The organism is Psychrobacter aquaticus CMS 56 (genome assembly GCF_000471625.1).
Lineage (GTDB): Bacteria > Pseudomonadota > Gammaproteobacteria > Pseudomonadales > Moraxellaceae > Psychrobacter > Psychrobacter aquaticus.
Map to the genome: position 1 here is coordinate 125582 of NZ_AUSW01000034.1, position 18199 is coordinate 143780.

At 43.6% G+C, this 18199-nt stretch carries 19 protein-coding genes; 8 read left to right on the forward strand and 11 right to left on the reverse strand.

All coding sequences use genetic code 11. The features are described from left to right. Nucleotides 1–4: 4 nt before the first annotated feature. From secF to M917_RS10130, 4 genes are all read left to right on the forward strand, one after another. Complete coding sequence (gene secF / locus M917_RS10115) at nt 5–1297, forward strand: protein translocase subunit SecF (RefSeq protein ID WP_021814740.1); 1293 nt, start codon at nt 5–7, stop codon at nt 1295–1297. Nucleotides 1298–1538: 241 nt separating this feature from the next. Further along, the gene (locus tag M917_RS10120) at nt 1539–2975 is read left to right on the forward strand and encodes an MATE family efflux transporter (protein ID WP_021814741.1); all 1437 of its coding nucleotides are present in this window, start codon (nt 1539–1541) and stop codon (nt 2973–2975) included. Nucleotides 2976–3155: 180 nt separating this feature from the next. Continuing rightward, on the forward strand, nt 3156–3887 hold the full coding sequence (locus M917_RS10125) for an AzlC family ABC transporter permease (protein WP_021814742.1): 732 nt from the start codon (nt 3156–3158) through the stop codon (nt 3885–3887). Next, nucleotides 3877–4239, forward strand: a complete 363-nt coding sequence (locus M917_RS10130) for an AzlD domain-containing protein (protein WP_021814743.1) — start codon at nt 3877–3879, stop codon at nt 4237–4239. The genes M917_RS10125 and M917_RS10130 overlap by 11 nt, the downstream gene beginning before the upstream one ends. Nucleotides 4240–4399: 160 nt before the next feature. On the opposite strand, the gene purF is transcribed toward M917_RS10130, so the two are convergent. From purF to M917_RS10145, 3 genes are all read right to left on the reverse strand, one after another. Beyond that, entirely contained in the window at nt 4400–5935 is a 1536-nt protein-coding gene (gene purF, locus M917_RS10135; protein ID WP_021814744.1) for an amidophosphoribosyltransferase, read from the reverse strand. 279 nt (nt 5936–6214) lie between these two features. Next, a complete protein-coding gene (locus M917_RS10140; protein WP_021814745.1) occupies nt 6215–6712 on the reverse strand; it encodes a CvpA family protein in 498 nt (165 codons plus the stop codon). 148 nt (nt 6713–6860) lie between these two features. Next, nucleotides 6861–7895 carry a quinone-dependent dihydroorotate dehydrogenase gene (locus M917_RS10145; RefSeq protein WP_021814746.1) on the reverse strand — a complete coding sequence of 345 codons (1035 nt, stop codon included), beginning with the start codon at nt 7893–7895 and terminating at the stop codon, nt 6861–6863. Nucleotides 7896–7929: 34 nt separating this feature from the next. Between M917_RS10145 and M917_RS10150 the strand changes: the two genes are divergently transcribed. Then, nucleotides 7930–8115, forward strand: a complete 186-nt coding sequence (locus M917_RS10150; RefSeq protein WP_021814747.1) for a hypothetical protein — start codon at nt 7930–7932, stop codon at nt 8113–8115. A 75-nt stretch (nt 8116–8190) separates the two neighbouring features. On the opposite strand, the gene M917_RS10155 is transcribed toward M917_RS10150, so the two are convergent. From M917_RS10155 to M917_RS10190, 8 genes are all read right to left on the reverse strand, one after another. Further along, the gene (locus M917_RS10155) at nt 8191–8724 is read right to left on the reverse strand and encodes a DUF4870 family protein (RefSeq protein WP_021814748.1); all 534 of its coding nucleotides are present in this window, start codon (nt 8722–8724) and stop codon (nt 8191–8193) included. Between the two features lie 142 nt (nt 8725–8866). After that, nucleotides 8867–9442, reverse strand: a complete 576-nt coding sequence (gene gspM, locus M917_RS10160; RefSeq protein ID WP_021814749.1) for a type II secretion system protein GspM — start codon at nt 9440–9442, stop codon at nt 8867–8869. 39 nt (nt 9443–9481) lie between these two features. Beyond that, the gene (gene gspL / locus M917_RS10165) at nt 9482–10789 is read right to left on the reverse strand and encodes a type II secretion system protein GspL (RefSeq protein ID WP_021814750.1); all 1308 of its coding nucleotides are present in this window, start codon (nt 10787–10789) and stop codon (nt 9482–9484) included. A gap of 83 nt (nt 10790–10872) precedes the next feature. After that, entirely contained in the window at nt 10873–11331 is a 459-nt protein-coding gene (locus tag M917_RS10170; RefSeq protein WP_021814751.1) for a SixA phosphatase family protein, read from the reverse strand. Between the two features lie 99 nt (nt 11332–11430). Beyond that, nucleotides 11431–12675 carry an NAD(P)H-dependent glycerol-3-phosphate dehydrogenase gene (locus tag M917_RS10175; RefSeq protein WP_406622049.1) on the reverse strand — a complete coding sequence of 415 codons (1245 nt, stop codon included), beginning with the start codon at nt 12673–12675 and terminating at the stop codon, nt 11431–11433. 220 nt (nt 12676–12895) lie between these two features. Continuing rightward, the gene (locus M917_RS10180) at nt 12896–13525 is read right to left on the reverse strand and encodes a nitroreductase family protein (protein WP_084606229.1); all 630 of its coding nucleotides are present in this window, start codon (nt 13523–13525) and stop codon (nt 12896–12898) included. Between the two features lie 96 nt (nt 13526–13621). Continuing rightward, nucleotides 13622–14722, reverse strand: a complete 1101-nt coding sequence (zapE, locus tag M917_RS10185) for a cell division protein ZapE (protein WP_021814754.1) — start codon at nt 14720–14722, stop codon at nt 13622–13624. 142 nt (nt 14723–14864) lie between these two features. Then, complete coding sequence (locus M917_RS10190) at nt 14865–15524, reverse strand: alpha/beta hydrolase (protein ID WP_021814755.1); 660 nt, start codon at nt 15522–15524, stop codon at nt 14865–14867. A 224-nt stretch (nt 15525–15748) separates the two neighbouring features. Between M917_RS10190 and M917_RS10195 the strand changes: the two genes are divergently transcribed. The 3 genes from M917_RS10195 (at nt 15749) to xseB (ending at nt 18198) form a co-directional block, all read left to right on the forward strand. Then, nucleotides 15749–16117, forward strand: a complete 369-nt coding sequence (locus M917_RS10195) for a hypothetical protein (protein ID WP_021814756.1) — start codon at nt 15749–15751, stop codon at nt 16115–16117. A gap of 257 nt (nt 16118–16374) precedes the next feature. Beyond that, complete coding sequence (xseA, locus tag M917_RS10200) at nt 16375–17877, forward strand: exodeoxyribonuclease VII large subunit (RefSeq protein WP_021814757.1); 1503 nt, start codon at nt 16375–16377, stop codon at nt 17875–17877. A 75-nt stretch (nt 17878–17952) separates the two neighbouring features. Then, a complete protein-coding gene (gene xseB, locus M917_RS10205) occupies nt 17953–18198 on the forward strand; it encodes an exodeoxyribonuclease VII small subunit (RefSeq protein WP_021814758.1) in 246 nt (81 codons plus the stop codon). The last annotated feature ends 1 nt before the right edge of the window (nt 18199 follow it).

The following is an 18199-nucleotide window of genomic DNA, read 5'->3' on the forward strand; positions in this document are numbered from 1 at the left end:
CATTATGGCGATCGATAAGAATAATCCTTTAGAACAGCAGAATACCCCAGATCGAAATGGCTCAGGTGGCACAAACAGTGATGCAGCTAATGCAAGCACGCGCCGCCGCAAAAAACCACGCCGTGATGGCAAAGGCAGCAACACCCAAACCAATAATCCCACGACTACAGCATCAAGTAAAAACAAAACTCGTCGTGGTGGTAAAGGCAGCGAACAAGACAGTCAAGCATTGGCTACTCAAACGCGTCGTGTGACCACCGCTATTGACCCTGATTTAGCGTTGGGCGATGCCGCTGATGACGCAGCAGCACAAGCTGAAGGTGGTATCAAAGCGGTTAGCAACCAACGTATTATTCCGTTTATGAAGATAGAAAAGCCAATGGCACTTTTATCTTTATTCATGGTCATCGGTAGCATCATTGCTATCGCAGTGAACGGTCTAAATTTAGGCCTTGATTTTACTGGTGGTGTTTCTGCAGATGTGCGTTATGAGCAGCCTGTCGAGCAAGTTGAAGTTGTACAAGCACTCGCTGATAATGGCTTTGATGATGCGGTGGTACAGTATCTTGGTACGCGAGAAGAGCTACTGGTACGTTTGCCACCCCAGTCTGATAATGTCGATGGACTTAGTGCCAGTCTGACTCAAGCGTTGGCTTTGCCCAATAATACGGCTAACATCAGCAATGTCAATATTATCGGTAGCCAAGTCGGTAATGAGGTTTATCTCAGTTCCGTCATGTCGTTAGTATTGGCATTGGTATGTATGCTTGGCTATGTCGCTCTGCGTTTCCAGTTTAAGTTATCCCTTGGCGCGGTATTATCCCTATTCCATGATGCTATTGTCACCATCGGGGTCTTTGCCTTATTTGGTTTCCCATTTGACTTAACGGTCTTGGCGGCTATTTTGGCGTTGATTGGTTACTCATTAAACGATACTATCGTTGTTTATGATCGTATTCGAGAAAACTTCCGCCGCGTCCGTGGTATAACACCGCGCCAAACGATTGATTTGTCTTTAACCGAAACCTTACGCCGTACCATTATGACTATTTCAACGGTTTTACTGGTGGTACTTGCCATGCTATTCTTGGGTGGTGATGGACTATATTGGTTCTCAGTCGCGCTCTTTATTGGTTTGCTGGCTGGTACTTACTCATCTACTTATATTGCAAGCTCCATCCCATTACGTATGGGTTTATCGCGCGATGACTTTGTGGTAAAAGTAAAACCAGAATTTGAAGAAGAAATCGTTACTTTTAATGATCCAAAAATGTTTGAACAAGACAATATTAAATAATGCTTAATTATCACTAGTTAAGCCAGTGTTTAATGTTTGACTAAGCAGGTTTATAACCTGTTGTGGGCTTAAAAGGTAACAATCTTTAAATAAAGGCACCTGACTCATTAATAGTGAGTCTAGGTGCTTTTGTCTTTGTAACTGTTTTATCTCCACTACTCAACTTGTTACGCTGATTGGCCTAGTGGTGTCGATTAACGAACAGCACTCTTTTCATGGTTTAAGTATAAACGAGCCAAAAATGCCCATGACCACACCACCATCTAGTATGATGCTTCCCATCGATACTCGTTACACGCGTATTATTACTATCGCTTTGCCAGTATTATTGGCAAATCTTGCGATGCCACTACAAAGCGTTATCGATACAGCGATTGTAGGCAATATGAACGATGCGGCCAAACTTGCTGGTATGGGTTTGGCCATACAATTACTGTCTTTGTTACTTGTCAGTTTTAACTTTTTACAATACGCTTCATCTGGACTGTCGGCTCAGGCACTTGGTCAAGCAGAGAGCCATACTGACAATGCTATAACCAATGCAGTAAATAACGCGGCAAAACCTTTAAATCTAACACCATCACCTCTACTGTCTATCTTACAGCGTGCTTTACTATTGGCATTTGTGATTGGCGCCGTTCTCTTATTGGCAAAACCATGGCTGATTGATTTTGGTTTGCAGGCCCTATCAGCCAATCCTGATAGTGGTCGCGCTGCGAAAACCTATTTAGATGTACGCTTTTGGGGCGTTATTGCTGAGCTGATGAACTTTGCATTTATTGGCTGGTTTGCAGGTCAAGGCAAGACACGTTATATGCTCTACCAACAAGGCTTTATTGCCATACTTAATATTGTACTGACCTTATTTTTTGTCTTTACAATGCAAATGGGTCTGGTTGGGGTGGCGCTTGGCACGACCATTGCGTTTTGGTTAGGTGTATTGTTGGCGCTATGGTTAAGTCGTCGACATCTTAAAATATCATGGACAGTGCTATTTAAAGCTGACCGACAGCATTTTACTAAAGATAGATTGCTTAGGCTATTTTCGCTCAATAAAGATATTTTTATTCGCACGCTTATCCTAACGTTGAGCTTTGCTTGGATCACACGTCTTTCTGCCCAAAGTGGAGATATCATACTGGCGGCCAATGCTATTTTGCTTCAAGTATTAAGTATTTCAGCCTTTGCGCTTGATGGCGTAGCCGTCTCTGCTGAAACGTTAAGCGGTCAAGCTGCAGGGCGACGTGATTGGTCACGCTTTCGTGTTATCGTAAAGCGCACAGGTGTCGTCAGTTATGGGCTTGCCATAACGTTAAGTGCGATATGGTGGCTGGTGATGCCAACGTATTTGCAATTTATGACCAATATCGAACCCGTCTTTGCGCTGGCTTATGACTATCATCTTTATGCCGTATTGCTGCCACTCATCGGAGTCGGTGCTTATTGGTTAGACGGTATATTTTTTGGTTTAACGGCAGGTAGTGTCATTCGCAATGCTGCCTTAGTATTAGCCGCTATCTTTTTTCCAGTTAGTTGGCTGCTCTATCAGCAATGGGGTATGACGGGGATTTGGCTAAGCGTATGGTGTTTACTACTCTTGAGATTCATTATTTTAGGGGGCTTTTTATACTGCATTCAGCAAACAGGGAGCTATGAAAAATTACAACCCAATGTTTAATGCACTTTTTAATTAAATAGAGGCTGGATAAAATAGATACACGACATTACGACGAAAGACTGGTACAAATTTTTCTTGCTTGCTGTACCTTCGCAGACAGAGGCTACAAAAAATTTATCCCAGTTTTGCTGCATATCTTTTATGTTGAACTGACTATAGTCAGAAAAATTAGGATATCACGTGACTACTCGCTCAAATGAATTAAACCAACAGTTTGAAACTCGCTCCGATTGGGCTGAAGGCTTCAAAAAAAGTCTGCCAGTAGCAATGGGTTACTTACCAGCAGGCATTGCCTTCGGAGTGCTTGCCCAAGTGGCTGGTATCCCTATGTGGGCAGTCATCATGCTGAGTACTGTACTGTATGCTGGTGCTGCTCAGTATGCCTGCTTGCCAATGCTGAGCGCTGGCTTACCGATTGGTAATATCGCGACCAATATTGCCGCTATCAACTTACGCCATGTATTTTATGGTATGCCATTACTAAAGTATCTACCGAAACAAAAGCTCGCCAAAACCTATTGCTTGTTTGCGCTTACTGATGAGACTTTTTCAATCATCACCAGTTTGCCTAATGAGTCACGACAAGCTTTGATGCTGCCCATCAGTTTATTTAATCAAAGTTGGTGGGTGCTAGCAAGTGCCATTGGGGTATTAATCGGTAGCGCGCTGAGCGATATGGTGCCACATTTGGACTTCGCTTTGGTTTGTCTGTTTGCAATTCTAGCTTATGAGCAATTTCAAAGCATCAAACGTTATTTTTCAATCGGTATTGCTGTGGTTTCTTTAGTCGCAGCCTCTTTATTTACTAGCAATTGGTTATTATTAGTGGCCATTACTATCTGTATGCTGCTGATTTTAGCACGGGGTATTTGGACACAACGCAGTCTAACAGGAGGAAACCATGAGCAGTAGTTATCTTATTTTTGCAACCTTTGCGATGGCCGCTGTTACTTTTGTCACTCGTGCCCTTCCAGCGTTAATACCTAAGAAGCTTTTGGACACGCCTTGGCTACATCGATTGAACGAGAGCTTACCGCTATCGGTCATGGTATTACTTATTTTGACCAGCCTTTCTTATCAGAATCTGTCAGCGACTGCCAGCATGAGTAGCCCAGAGTTGCATTTACTGATGGCACAAATTGGCGCGCTGGTTTTGGTGTTGTTTACTTATCATATCAGCCGTCAGCTTTTGGTCAGTATGGTTGTCGGTATTGCAGCAATTAATGGTTTATTGTGGGTGTTTGCGAGCCTCTTAGGCCAATAGTGCAAATGAATGATATCAGCTAAAGATAATCACGAAATACGCTAAAAACAAGAAAACAAGAAAACAAGAAAACAACCCTACTTTGAGCATAAAAAAAGGCTGAACTCTCGCAAGAATTCAGCCTTTTTTACTTTCTGAGCTATTTTTGATTTTCCGACTTTTACATCTCTTCAACACCCGTCATATCGACTGGCGTATCAGCAACGATCTGCACGCCTTTTTTACCAGTCTTGGCAGTGTCATTACGCTGCTCTTGCAAATGCTCAAGGTACGCTTCATTGATCTGACCAGTAATATAACAACCATTAAATACCGCACAATCGAAACCTGCGACTTTACTGTGTTTGGTATCTTTTACGGCGTCAATTAAGTCATCTAAATCTTGGAAAATCAATCGATCAGCTCCGATAATGTCACGCACTTCCTCTACCGTGTGTCCTGAGGCAATCAGCTCACTACGTACGGGCATATCGATGCCATAAACATTGGGATATTTTACCGGTGGTGAAGCACTAGCAAAAAATACCTTATTCGCACCAGCGTCTCGCGCCATTTGAATAATTTCATGACACGTCGTACCACGAACGATAGAATCGTCAACCAACAGCACGTTTTTACCTTTGAACTCTAATGGTACGGCGCTGAGCTTTTGACGAACTGACTTTTTGCGTTGTTGCTGACCGGGCATAATGAACGTACGACCGATGTAGCGGTTCTTCATAAACCCTTCACGGTATTTGACATTCATCTTAAGCGCCAATTCCATCGCTGACGTACGCGAGGTATCCGGAATAGGAATAACCACATCGATATCATGATCCTCGCCCCATTCAGCAAGAATTTTGTCTGCCAGTTTTTCACCCATACGTAAGCGTGATTTGTAAACTGAGATATTGTCCATAATTGAATCTGGACGGGCAAAATACACATATTCGAAGATACAAGGAGTGTATTCTTTCTGCTCTACGCACTGATGAGTGTGTAGCTTGTGATCCAAATCAATAAAAATAGCTTCCCCTGGTTTGACATCACGGATGATGCTAAAACCTGATCCTGTCAACGCCACTGACTCTGAGGCAACCATATATTCGGTGCCACCATTTTCTGCCATACGCTTACCAAAAATAAGCGGACGAATACCGTTCGGATCCCGAAAAGCAAGTAACCCATGACCAGTAATCAAAGCCACCACACCATAAGCGCCTTCACAGCGGCCATAAACAGCCGTTACTGCTTCAAAAATATCAGCGGCCGTTGGATGGGTTTTGTCCAAATTTTGCATTTCGTGCGCAAGTACATTTAATAGTACTTCGGAGTCTGAATCTGTATTTAGATGGCGACGATCTTCGATGTATAATGACTTGGCCAAACTTTCAGCGTTGGTTAAATTACCATTGTGCGCAAGCGTAATACCATAAGGCGAGTTTACATAAAAAGGCTGAGCTTCAGCACTGCTAGAGGTACCAGCTGTTGGATAACGCACATGCCCGATACCGAACTTACCGACCAATTTCATCATGTGGCGATTCATAAAAACATCACGTACCATGCCATTTTCTTTACGTAGATAGAGTCGCCCATCTTGCAAAGTGACAATACCCGCTGCATCCTGCCCACGATGCTGTAACATCGTTAAGCCGTCATAAAGAATCTGATTGACTGGCTCATGAGCTGCAACCCCAATGACTCCACACATAGTTATATCCTATTTTGACTCATATATTTGTAATACAATAACGGCAAAATTTCTGACAGTACCATTCGAAGTACTGGCTGCCACTCAACCGCCCACTTGATGATGTTAATTAGAAAATAAATGAATAGTTGCTTTGTTAATTATCTACAAATCAATCATTTATCCATCGTCATCTATAAACCCTAACTGCTGTCCTATAAATTTTTATCAAGGATACAGTTGATACTAATAAAACAAAAATGATAAAAAACATCATGTTAAAATTGCAAGTATAAACACTTATGATTGATTGACTTGATCCCAAGCCATACCCATGACGTCTGAGACTAGCTCTTTACCCATTGGCGCATAAGGCATCAGCTCAGGTGCAAGCACTGAAGTTTGCCATTGCGGCATTTGTACCAACAACGGTGCACTGACACTAAGCACAACCAATACCATCAGTACATTTTTGGCAGCTCCTAGTACACCGCCTGCCATCTTGTCCACAATACCTAAACGAAGGGTTTTGAGCACCCCTGAAAACACAAAAGCAACCAAATGCATAACGGCCAATATAACAATCACCACTAATAAAAATGCCATTGCCATTTGCAAAACAGGATTTTGTACAATGCCTGATAATTGAGGCGATACAGAGCCTGCTAGCCGAGTAGCAGCGATCAAAGCGATCAACCAACCAACCAAGCCAACTGCAGTTTTCACCAGTCCTAATTGAAAGCCTCGCCATAAGCCAATCAAGACAACAACAGCAATCACGATATCCAGACCACTCATGTTTTATGCCTCATACCCTATTCATTCTTATCGGATGTTTACTTAGGTTTTTATAGTAAGGTTGATTTGTAATGATTCCATTTATCACCAAGCATTGCTTACTCGGTCTCGAGCGGTTTTACTGAGATACCAGCAGTTGATCGGTTGGCTAGAGCTCCATCGCATCGTAATAACCGCCGATTGCCTGAATACAAGACTGTACCAGCCCAGGCCCTCGATAGATAAGACCAGTATAAAGCTGCACCATATCCGCCCCCGCTTCAATCTTCTTAACGGCCTTGACGCCACTATCAATACCACCTACCCCAATCAACGCTACTTTACCATCCAGCTGATCGGAGAATTGTTGTAAAATCTGAGTGCTAATGTGGCTCACTGGACGACCTGATAGACCACCCGTTTGGTTCCCATCATGCAAATCTTCAACACCCACACGGCTCAACGTTGTATTAGTCGCAATCAAACCATCAATCTCAAAATCTAGTAGCTGCTGTGAGATATAATCTACTTGCAGCGGCTCTAAGTCAGGCGCTACTTTGAGTACCAATGGTACATAAAAACCATATTCGGTCGCCAACTGACTGTGGCGGTTTTTAATCGTATCCAACAGCTGAGTGAGTGCTTCCCCACTTTGCAGATCACGTAAGTTTTTGGTATTTGGAGATGAGATATTGACGGTAATATACGAAGCATGTGGATAGGCACGCTCTAGGCAATAGACATAATCATCAGCGGCCTGCTCTACAGGTGTGTCGGCATTTTTGCCAATATTAATACCGATATTGCCTTTGTATTTGCAGCGTTTGACATTGTCGATTAGATAGTCAATACCTTGGTTATTAAAGCCCATACGGTTAATAATGGCATCCGCTTGTTTAATTCTAAATAACCTTGGCTTTTCATTGCCTATTTGTGGCCTTGGGGTAACCGTACCCACTTCTATGAAACCAAAGCCCAGCTCAGCGAGCGCATCGATATAATCACCATTTTTATCCAATCCTGCGGCTAAGCCGACTGGATTAGCAAACTGCAATCCCATACAGTCTGTTGGCTGCATCGACTGACCGTATACCAAACCCAAAACACGCGCTTTATGAGCTTTATCCAATAAAGACAAAGTCATTTCGTGGGCGTGTTCAGGATCCATATTAAACAAAAAAGGGCGAAGTAAGGCATAAGACATAGGAATGACAGACCCTGCTCGAAAGAAATAGTGAATGAGAAGTACGAATAAAATCAAGCGCTGCGATTATATCAGCTTAACAGAAATAAGAGCAAAGTTTCATGCGGTAAATTTCCACATTAAAACAGTAGTCAGCATGTATAAACTGGCATTGACTGGCTATTTAGAAAAAGATGCTACAGAGTTGAACGAAGGACGTCAAAATTTATCAATAGGCTAGTTGTCACTATAAGCCGAATTAAGTAGCACATAGGTTGGGCGAAGTTTGCAATACCCAACCATTAGCTAGAAGAGATTAAGGCACAGGACGACCATCAGTCAGGGCTATCCAACCACGAACAATGCGGTAAAGATGCCAAATAAAGGTAAACGTCATAATGAGAAGACCGAATCCAGCCAATAGCACTGACCCAAGGGCAATGCTACCGCTATCCGCTAACATACTTACGCCAAACCCACCTAACGCAAAGGTGATGATAATAATACCTAAAAAGAACCACACAATACTGTACCAAAAGGTCTTAATCTGCCAATCGAAATGCGTGGCCAGCCATGAGCCATCGGCATCACGGCGCTTCGCATAGTTCATCACAATCGGGACGATCCATAGTAGACCAGCCGTAAAATAGCTGATCACATACAAAAAGTAAGTAATGTGATTGTACGTGATTAAAGAGCGGCGTTTAGTATCGCTCATCATATTGTGCTGTCCCCTTTGGGCAACCTCATGATCAGACATTGTACCAACGGAATTACGGTGATTACTGTCAGCCGTCTTAGTTGGCCGAGGCGTTGGTTCATCAACTTTGTGCTCAGGAGAATAGTTCATCGTAAATATCCATGTCTGATAGTAACTAATACCTGTTTGATTGTGCCAGACATGCAGTTTTTCAATAAGAATGACTTCAAATTACTGATTTAGAAAGCGTTTTAAATAAATATTATTAAATTAACTCTAACAAAATATATTTTTATGAAGTAACGGTTGCTTGCACTTGAATAGATTTATTGGTGAGGTCTTGCTGCATCGATAGCTGCGTGAATTGCCAGCCTTGTTGTTCAAGCTTGCCAAGTGCTGCACTGACCACTGCTTGACTGGCGTGATTAAAGCTCAATTGCACCGCATCGCCAGCTGCCACCACTTGGGCGTTTGCAATACCTGAATTGCTCAACAGTGTACTAATCGTATTGGCAGGTGGCATTGCTGCCTCACCATCCACTGTGCTGGCAGCATTCATCGCATTGCTATCGATATTACCCGCTTGTGCCCGTAACCAAAAATAATCAGCCACCTGCTCCTGATAGTCGCTTTTGCTGCTGTTTGCAGCTTGATGCAGACTGTAACCACCGTAGCCCCCAACAAACAAGAGCAAAAATGCAGACAGGATAGCTAATGCCAATTGATCGCGTGGTGACAGGGCTTGCCAGCGCGACGATAGAGTATTTTGGTAACGGTTCATGCGCTCTGATAAGACATTGCTATCCATACCGACCCTATTATCAGAGAGTACGACAGTACGTTTTGCGCGGCGCTTTAATCGTTTCATTTTCTCACCTTTATTGCCGTCATTTATATGGCCAGTAGCTTATGATGTCGCTATATTCGTTTGGGTATCATTATTTTCTACGACATTCACTGTGATTTGACCACTAAACTGCCCTTGCTCATTACTGTTTACTTGCGCAAGCTTGGCATTTAAACCTTGGGCAGTGAGCGTACTCGTAAATTGATCCAGACTACCACGGTCAGGCGCAATCAAAGTAAAACTAAGTGTCGACGGCTGCATTACAAGCGTCTGCGCACGCAACGACGATTGTTTGATTAAAGGTGATATACGTGCCAAAGCAGCCATATGCGCGGCTGGAGCTTGGCTGTCACTACGCAGCTTGGGTTGCAGCTGTACTTGCAATTTTGTCCGTGCGCTCAGTGGTTCATCCGCAAACCAAGATTGATACTGCCTAGCAATCTCTGTCTTAGTCGCCGCTGTCGCTTCCTTGTACTGATACCATTGCACGCCATCGGTTGCCATCTGTAGTACCAACGCTGACAAGGCGACCATCATTGCCACCCGTAAATACGGAGACAATTGTGAATCTGTAGATTTAATAAAGAAATTAAGCGCATGACGTTCAGGATTGTCAACAGGCTTTGGCGCCACAGATAGATTGGTGAATAGCAGCTGATGCTCAGTGATAAGCCGTTCTGTTTGCACTAAAAAGTCAGCGGTGACTGATGGTTTTTGTAGATCACTACTATCATCAGATGTGACAATTTCACTCACATTATCGCTAGCAGATTGAAGGAAGGAGTGATCAGAGGTTTCAATAGAGGGCAGTACATTTACTTCACTTAACTGCGGAAAACGCTCAAAAACCAATGGCAAATAGCTAACAGCCATGCCGTGATGTAATGACTGACGCAGTAGCATGGTTTGGGTATCTTGGTAGAGCGTGACTTGCTGGCTTGCAGGCTCGATTGGTATTGGCAACAATAAAAAATCAGGAAGCAATGCCGCTATACTCATGCCAGCCAGTGTGGCGCTTTGCTGCCATGATTCGATATCGCTTTGCGCCAGTGCATACAGATAATGATTATCCGCATAACTGACTTGGCGAATGGACAACTGCTCAACTGGTGTCAACGAGGTTTCTTCAAACAGATACTGCTTGCCACTATTACCTAGCTGCTTAAGCTGAGCTGTATTCAGCGCAGTATCAACTTGTAATACATGGGTTGAAGGAAAATACAGACACAATGTCTTTCGTGCATTGGTCTTAAAGCTGCCATAGATAGCTTGCAGCTGTTGCCAACCATCGACCGATTGCCATTGTTGCACATCTTCATGCCAGACCGCTAGTGGGCTATGCTGCGCTCGTAACCAAACATGTAACACTAAGCGTGTCCTTAATCATTGAAGCAGTTATATAGGGGCTGTATTCAGCTTATAGTGGATTGATTACAGAAATGCAATTATTCTTAGTACGGTTGATCGGGAACGAAACGATCAACCTCACTGGCCATACCGCTCATCACAAAATCCATCTCAAATACCCGTGCTTCCGCTAAAGAGAAAGACTCAGGATACTCACCCGTTAGCAACCCAGCAATATTGGCAACGATAGACATATGACATACCACCACGAGACACTCTGCTTCTATCTTAGCAATGTCTACTAGAGCCTTATGAGCATCGTCAGAAGGCGTGATATTGTCCTGTACCATTGAGGGTACTTGCGGCGCTCGCAATTGAAATTCTGCTAATGTTTGCTGCGCCCGATCATAAGGACTCACAACAAAACGATCTAGATGATAGCGAGTCGTCACATATTCTGCGGTTTGTGCGGCTTGCTGTTGTCCAAAGTCTGTCAATTGACGCGCGCTATCTGGACGCGTCTCATCTTCTGCTTGACCATGACGTACTAGTATAATTTTCATAACCTTCCTTGTCATATGTTTTGGCGCACTATATTTAGCAGCGCCGCATGTCATTAATACCTTAATAATAGCTTGAGCGCTGCTGTCATAAACGTCATGTTATTTACTGTCTGTATCGTCTTTTTCATCTTCAGTGTGGCTGTTTGATGACTTCATCTGGGCAGTCAGCGTCGCATTACTATGATCATGAGCCATTACGAACTCAACGTCACTGCGAAAGCCAGCTTCCATCAGATGTAACGCAACGCCTAATGCAGCTTTGTCTTCGTAAATGACCGCATAAAGTGCATGAGTAATGGGCATATAGATGCCATCTTTGGTGGCTTTTTCGTGTACTTGCTGAATAGTATTGACCCCTTCAGCCGTCTGACCAAGCTTTTTCACGGCTGCATCGATATTCATACCACGGCCGAGCATGTTGCCGATACGATAGTTGCGACTCAATTCTGAGCTACAGGTTGCGTATAAATCCCCGACACCAGAAAGCCCCAAAAAGGTCAACGGATTTGCACCAGCTTCTACCCCAAAACGACTCATCTCTGCCAAGGCACACGTCAATATCATCGCTTTGGTGTTTTCGCCCACATCATAGGCGGCGGCCATGCCCATCGCAATTGCGTAAATATTTTTGAGCGCGCCGCCAAGCTCCACGCCCTTAACATCATCGCTCGCAAATACGCGAAAAAAAGCACTGTGCAGCGCGGCTTGCACTGCATGACGCAGTGGCTCAGAATCACTAGCGATAACAGTAGCCGATGGCATGTTTTTCATAATTTCGATAGCAAGGTTTGGCCCTGACATTACCCCAAAATTTACTTCTGGCAATTCATCCTTAATGATGTCACTCATCAAAGCAAACGTATCTTTTTCCATTCCTTTGGTCAATGACACGATAGACTGACCACTGATAAAAGGCGCGATGCTTTTTAAGGTTTCGCGAAAAGCCAAACCCGGTACCGCGATAAAAATAATGTCTTTGTCTTTCACTGCCATCGCCAAATCATGACTGTACTTCAAACGATCATCTAGCTTATAACTTGGCAGATATTTTTTATTGGTCTGGGTTTTTGCCATGGCCTTAACCGCACGTTTGTTCCGTACCCATAGCGTGGTGTCACAGCCATTACGTGCCGCTAAGTTTGCCATAGCAGTACCAAAACTACCGCCCCCTAAAAATGCCAAACGCAGCTTAGTCGGGCTATTATGTATATCTGCCATGTTTTTTGCCACTGCTGACTCTACCGCGCTAGGATTGAGTTTCTTGCGGCCGATACCTGATTTGCTAGCACGTTCGATGATACCTGCCAGCAGACTGTTTTGCTTCTCAGGCGTAGTATTGTCCATGTCACTATTGTCGTTACCAATATCTTTATTACTATTATTAGAGCTGGTCATGTTCTTTTATCCGTGTTGACTGACTTATTATTAATAATATGTATCATCATTGAGTTTTAAGACTCGCTTTTATATTCACCTATAGTAGAGAGCAAATAAATTGAGTCTTGTTTATGTCGACCTAATGATAACGATAGACAGCGATCACATATACTGTGACTCATTAATACTATGACTCAAATCGTACTAACGGCTCGATATCCATTGGCTTACGTGTAGGTTCCTCTTTGGGAGCTGTGCCAGTATAAACAAAAGCCGTCACATAATCATCTGGGCCGACATCAAAATACGCTTTTACAGCAGGTTCATTACATAGCAGCCCCGTCCGCCATACCGTACTAAATCCTTGCGCTTTTAACGCCAGAATGAGGTTTTGTACAGCAGCACCAGCGCTGAGCATTTGCTCAAAAGGCGGGACTTTTTTGTGTACTTGTATCTTAGTGACAACCGTGATGATGAGGGGCGCACGTAACGGCATGGTTTGGGTTTTTTTGATGTCTTTTTCGGACAATACTTCGCCCTCTTGCGTCGCTTTTTCTTGGGCGGCTTTAACCAAAGCATGGCCCAACTCATGACGCGACTCACCTTCTGTGACTATAAAGCGCCATGGACGCAGTTTTTTGTGATCGGGTGCTGTTGCTGCACACTCAATGGCCACTTCGATTTGGGCACGAGTCGGCGCTGGTGCATCCAAGTTCCCCATACTGCGTCTTGAATTGATCCATTCAATCAGCACTTTGGCAGTTATTTTTTCGTCACTTTTCTCTTGATCGTTTATATCAGATGAAAGCATTATCATTCCCTATTTATTATTATCTGTTGCTGTTCTTCACTCAAAAACGCGTTCTTTTATACTTGAATTATGATTGATATTCAATAACATGAAGACGTGACATTATGCCGCGTCTTCAACGCGATGCGCCATTCGTAAATAATCTTCTGATTGCATCTCTAACAAGCGCGAACGTGTACGCTCAATCTCAAACGCCAACTTTTCTCCTTGATACAAATCCAAAATCGATTGCTCTGCTCGGACTAGCAGCTTTACACGGCGATCATAAAACTCATCAACAAGGTAAATAAAACGACGCGTCGGATCACGCAGATCATCATCTAATGCTGGCACTGAATTGACCAGTACGGTGTTGAACTTTTTGGCAATTTCAATAAAATCAGAGGCAGAACGTGGCTCCATACATAAATGACGAAAATCACAGAACAAGATATCTTCAGTACGAGCATTAATTTTGACTTCACGGCCATTAATAGTAATAGGCTCATTACTGATTTTTTGATTGTTAGATAAGCTGGCAAAACGGTTGGCTAACCAATGATGGTTGGCTTTGGTCATGGGCGACTCATACAATTCGGCTTGCTGCAAAACCCGCAAACGATAGTCAATGCCAGAATCAATATTCATCACCGTCGTATGGCGCTCAACTTCTGCAATGGCTGGCAAAAAGCGATTACGATGTAGACCATCTTTATAAAGTCCTGACGGCTCAATGTTTGATGTGGCAACCAACGTAATACCGCGATTAAAAAGCATGGTAAACAAATCGCCTAAAATCATGGCGTCCGAAACATTAGAGACAAAGAACTCATCAAAACAGATAATAACGGCTTCTTCATAGATAATATCAGCGACTTTCTCTAAAGGATCACTCTCGCCTTGTAGCTTATGTAGCTCTTGATGTACACGCTGCATGAAGTGATGAAAATGCAGACGCATCTTACGGTCAATAGTCAAAGACTCGTAAAACATATCCATCATCCATGTTTTACCGCGGCCGACACCGCCCCACATATATAGACCTTTCGGTGCGGCAGGCTTAGACTTTAGAAAACTAAAGAAGCCCTTTTTTTGTTCCGCACTGTTGATGAGCTGATGATAAATCTCATCAAGATAACTCATGGCCTTGAATTGCTGCTCATCTCGAGTAAAATCGTCTGTACTGACGGCTTGCTCGTAACGTTGCAATGGAGATAGACTCATAATAAGACTCGTCGTTAGATAAAATGGATATTAAAATAATTGGTTAACGCTGCTTTATGACATCGATACAACGCTATTAAAAGCCATTATTGAATAAAACTGCTGTGCTATGCTCTAACAATAACACTACTAATAGGTAAACCTACCGCTCGTTATCAAAACTGTGTTTTTCCAACAAACCCTTCAGCTCAGACAAGCGGCCGTGAAAAAAGTGACCAGCGCCATCCACGACACTGACGGCAATGCCTAATCTGTCAGCGAACGCCTGCATATTGTCAGGATCAATAACCTCATCCGCATTGCCATAAATCTCAAAAGTTCTATCAGCTGGCAGGGTTAAATCGCTGCCGTCGTTTTTTTCGACAGACGGCGCAATAAGGGCTATTTTAGCAATTTCAAAATCGCCCAATCCCCACACATGAGAGGCTTCCAGCACTTGTTCAGCAACGCGCGCGGTCACATATCCGCCAAAAGAAAAACCGCCAAGCCATAGTTTGCGTGCCGTGGTTTGTTCAGCAATCCATTGTAACACGGTCATTGCATCCACGACTTCACCTTCCGCATAATCATGTTCGCCCGTTGACTGACCCACACCGCGAAAGTTAAAACGTACCACATGCATACCGTTATCACGGGCGAAACGATACATGGTAGTCACCACTTTGTTGTTCATCGTACCGTCAAACAACGGGTTGGGATGACAAAGCAGTGCCACTGTATCGGTACTTGGATCGTTAGGATTGTCTTGTTGCCATAGTGCGTCGACTTCGAGCACGCCAGCAGGCGCAGGAATCAATTGCATAAAATCACTTACTGATTGAGAATGAATACGTCAATTATCCTAGATATGGTTTATATTTCAAGTGATTTGCTGTGTCAATATGCCATATTAACCTGCAAGGGTGTGGCAATATATAACACAATAACCGCCTAGACACTTGAGTGGCGAATGGGTTAGATTCTGTTCATACTGATTGAACCTTGACTCAACGCTTATGCTCCATTTGCCATTACTAGGAATTATCTATGAATACGTTTAATAAAACCGCAACCTTAACCGCCACTTTGGTGGCCGCTCTTGCATTGAGTGCTTGCCAAAGTACGCCTTCATCGCCTGTTATCCAGCGCGCCAATGCTACTTATGAGACCACTGGCATCGCAGAAACCAAAGTCAAAGCACAACAAAATGCGCTAGACAGTGCACAAAAAACCTGCCGTAGCAAACAAGTGATTATCGTCAATGACACTGTAAAATACAATGGTATTTTAGATGAACGCACTGGCCGTATGGTGGGTCAAGTGGGCGCGGTCGTTGGCTCAATCTTTGGTACTGGCTCGCCTGACTTATCACGTAGCGACGATTATGAATACAATATTAACTTTCGCTGTCAGTAATGTCCTTAAATTCTATAAAGACTAAGTTGACCTCGGCTAAAAATTATTGAATGTAGATTTTTTATGTGTTTATATTTTGCCTGACGGATCAAAATCGCTTATAGCCAATAAGTTTGCGTGACACACTATCGCGACTTGTTGGCTTTACTTTTGGTATGGACGCTTTTGGGTTAAACTGTCTTCTCAAAAATGTTACTTATCATAATCAGTTCAATCACAATTAGCCTTTACGTTTTAATCACCGTTGGTGTCCTATTATGCGCAAGCCCAATCTTTCAAATATTACAAAAGCTAAAGTATTAACGCCTGCCAAGGATTTGGCAACGTTAGAGGCCGAACTGGCTGAGCAAGAAGACCACTTGGAAGATACGGTTCTGCGTTTAAGCGATTATTTGTCAGCAGTTGACATGGTCATCAAACAAACTTTTGACCACCGCGTATGGGTAAAGGCGGAGATTCGCAATTTATCGAGCAAAGGTGGGCACTATTATTTTGAACTGGCAGAAAAAGACGATGATGGAAAAGTAGTCGCCAGCTGCCGTGGCAACCTTTGGCGCTTCAAAGCGACACGCGTGTTAGCAAAGTTCGAACGCGCAACTGGCATGCCACTTGATCGCGATTTAACCGTTTTACTCAAAGTATCGGCAGGATTTCATGCGCAATACGGTTTTTCGCTGACCATTGAAGACATTGACCCCAGCTACACGTTAGGCGATTTGGCAAAACAATATGCACAAATGGTTGACCGTCTGACAGGCGAAGGACTGCTATATCTTAATCAGCAGCTACCTACCCCGTTTGATATCGAGCATGTGCTGGTTATCGCCCCTGAAAAAGCAGCAGGCTTGGGCGATTTCCAAGCGGACGCCGATCGCTTAGCGAGTGCAGGCGCATGTCACTTTCACTACCATAATGCCACCTTTCAAGGCAATCATGCCCCCGCTGAAATTCGCCAAGCAATCGTCAGCGCTCAGCAACAATTTTACGATACGTATCAGCGTTTGCCTGATTTATTAGTGATTATTCGCGGCGGTGGTGCCGTGGGTGATTTGGCTTATCTCAACGATTATGAGCTTGCCGCTTTAGTCGCTGAGCAGCCTATTCCTGTCTGGGTGGGTATTGGTCACGAGCGAGACAACGTTATCTTAGATGAGGTTGCACACACCAGCTTTGACACCCCGTCCAAAGTAATCGCCGCCATCAGCAGTCATTTAGCTCAATTGGTCACTCAGACCCTACTCTACCAAGCCAAAATCAAACAAGCTGCCCAGCGTCAACTTAATATGGCTGAGCAACAAACTGCGCGCCAGTTAAATCAAATACAGTCGCAAACAATCGGGCAATTAACCGCACTACAAAAAGACAGTGATTATGCATGGCAGAGCATTCAACAAAGCGCCAAGCGCCAAGTAAAGCAAGCCGCGAGGCAAACTACTGAGCTAAAGACCCAAATACAAGCCGCAGCTTATCAGCAATTATCCATAGCCACTACTTATAGTGAAAATCACCAAAAAACCATTCGGAAAATCAGTCAGCAGCAACTGATACAGGCTCAGCGGGATAGCGAGCATTTGCGGGATATTGTGCTGTTACATAGACCCTCTCGTGTGCTCAAGCAAGGCTATACCATGCTTACGGATGAAAAAGACAAACAGATACTCACCAGTAGCACCCAACTTTATGCTGAGCAGACCATTCATATCATTTTAAAAGATGGCAAAGCAAAAGCGCGTATTCTTGATATGATCGATGCTAAATAAAATAGATACACGATATTATGCCGCCATTATTTATCTATTTATTTTTTCAATATTAAAACACATTTAGGACACACTATGACTACTCCTACTCGCAAACGTAAAAAAGCCGCCCCAAAAACCTTTAAGGCGGCTTACGACATTCTCAAAACCAATGCGGAGCAATTACAGCAGCAAGACGAGCCTGATATCGACAATCTAATGACCACAGTTGAAGAGTCCATTGCTGCGTATCGCATTTGTGAAACCCGCATCAATGCAGTACAACAAGCGCTAGATGCCGCATTTTCCGAAGAAAATAAGGTAGAAAGTAGCGACAGCTAAG

Coding starts and splice junctions, on each gene's coding strand:
- purF (WP_021814744.1), bottom strand. CDS start 5,935: ATGTGTGGAGTCATTGGGGTTGCAGCTCATGAGCCAGTCAATCAGATT.
- zapE (WP_021814754.1), bottom strand. CDS start 14,722: ATGAGTCTATCTCCATTGCAACGTTACGAGCAAGCCGTCAGTACAGAC.
- M917_RS10180 (WP_084606229.1), bottom strand. CDS start 13,525: ATGATAATGCTTTCATCTGATATAAACGATCAAGAGAAAAGTGACGAA.
- xseA (WP_021814757.1), top strand. CDS start 16,375: ATGCGCAAGCCCAATCTTTCAAATATTACAAAAGCTAAAGTATTAACG.
- gspM (WP_021814749.1), bottom strand. CDS start 9,442: ATGAAACGATTAAAGCGCCGCGCAAAACGTACTGTCGTACTCTCTGAT.
- M917_RS10120 (WP_021814741.1), top strand. CDS start 1,539: ATGCCCATGACCACACCACCATCTAGTATGATGCTTCCCATCGATACT.
- M917_RS10190 (WP_021814755.1), bottom strand. CDS start 15,524: ATGCAATTGATTCCTGCGCCTGCTGGCGTGCTCGAAGTCGACGCACTA.
- M917_RS10155 (WP_021814748.1), bottom strand. CDS start 8,724: ATGAACTATTCTCCTGAGCACAAAGTTGATGAACCAACGCCTCGGCCA.
- M917_RS10140 (WP_021814745.1), bottom strand. CDS start 6,712: ATGAGTGGTCTGGATATCGTGATTGCTGTTGTTGTCTTGATTGGCTTA.
- M917_RS10145 (WP_021814746.1), bottom strand. CDS start 7,895: ATGTCTTATGCCTTACTTCGCCCTTTTTTGTTTAATATGGATCCTGAA.
- M917_RS10130 (WP_021814743.1), top strand. CDS start 3,877: ATGAGCAGTAGTTATCTTATTTTTGCAACCTTTGCGATGGCCGCTGTT.
- M917_RS10170 (WP_021814751.1), bottom strand. CDS start 11,331: ATGAAAATTATACTAGTACGTCATGGTCAAGCAGAAGATGAGACGCGT.
- M917_RS10175 (WP_406622049.1), bottom strand. CDS start 12,675: ATGGACAATACTACGCCTGAGAAGCAAAACAGTCTGCTGGCAGGTATC.
- M917_RS10195 (WP_021814756.1), top strand. CDS start 15,749: ATGAATACGTTTAATAAAACCGCAACCTTAACCGCCACTTTGGTGGCC.
- M917_RS10150 (WP_021814747.1), top strand. CDS start 7,930: ATGAGAAGTACGAATAAAATCAAGCGCTGCGATTATATCAGCTTAACA.
- secF (WP_021814740.1), top strand. CDS start 5: ATGGCGATCGATAAGAATAATCCTTTAGAACAGCAGAATACCCCAGAT.
- xseB (WP_021814758.1), top strand. CDS start 17,953: ATGACTACTCCTACTCGCAAACGTAAAAAAGCCGCCCCAAAAACCTTT.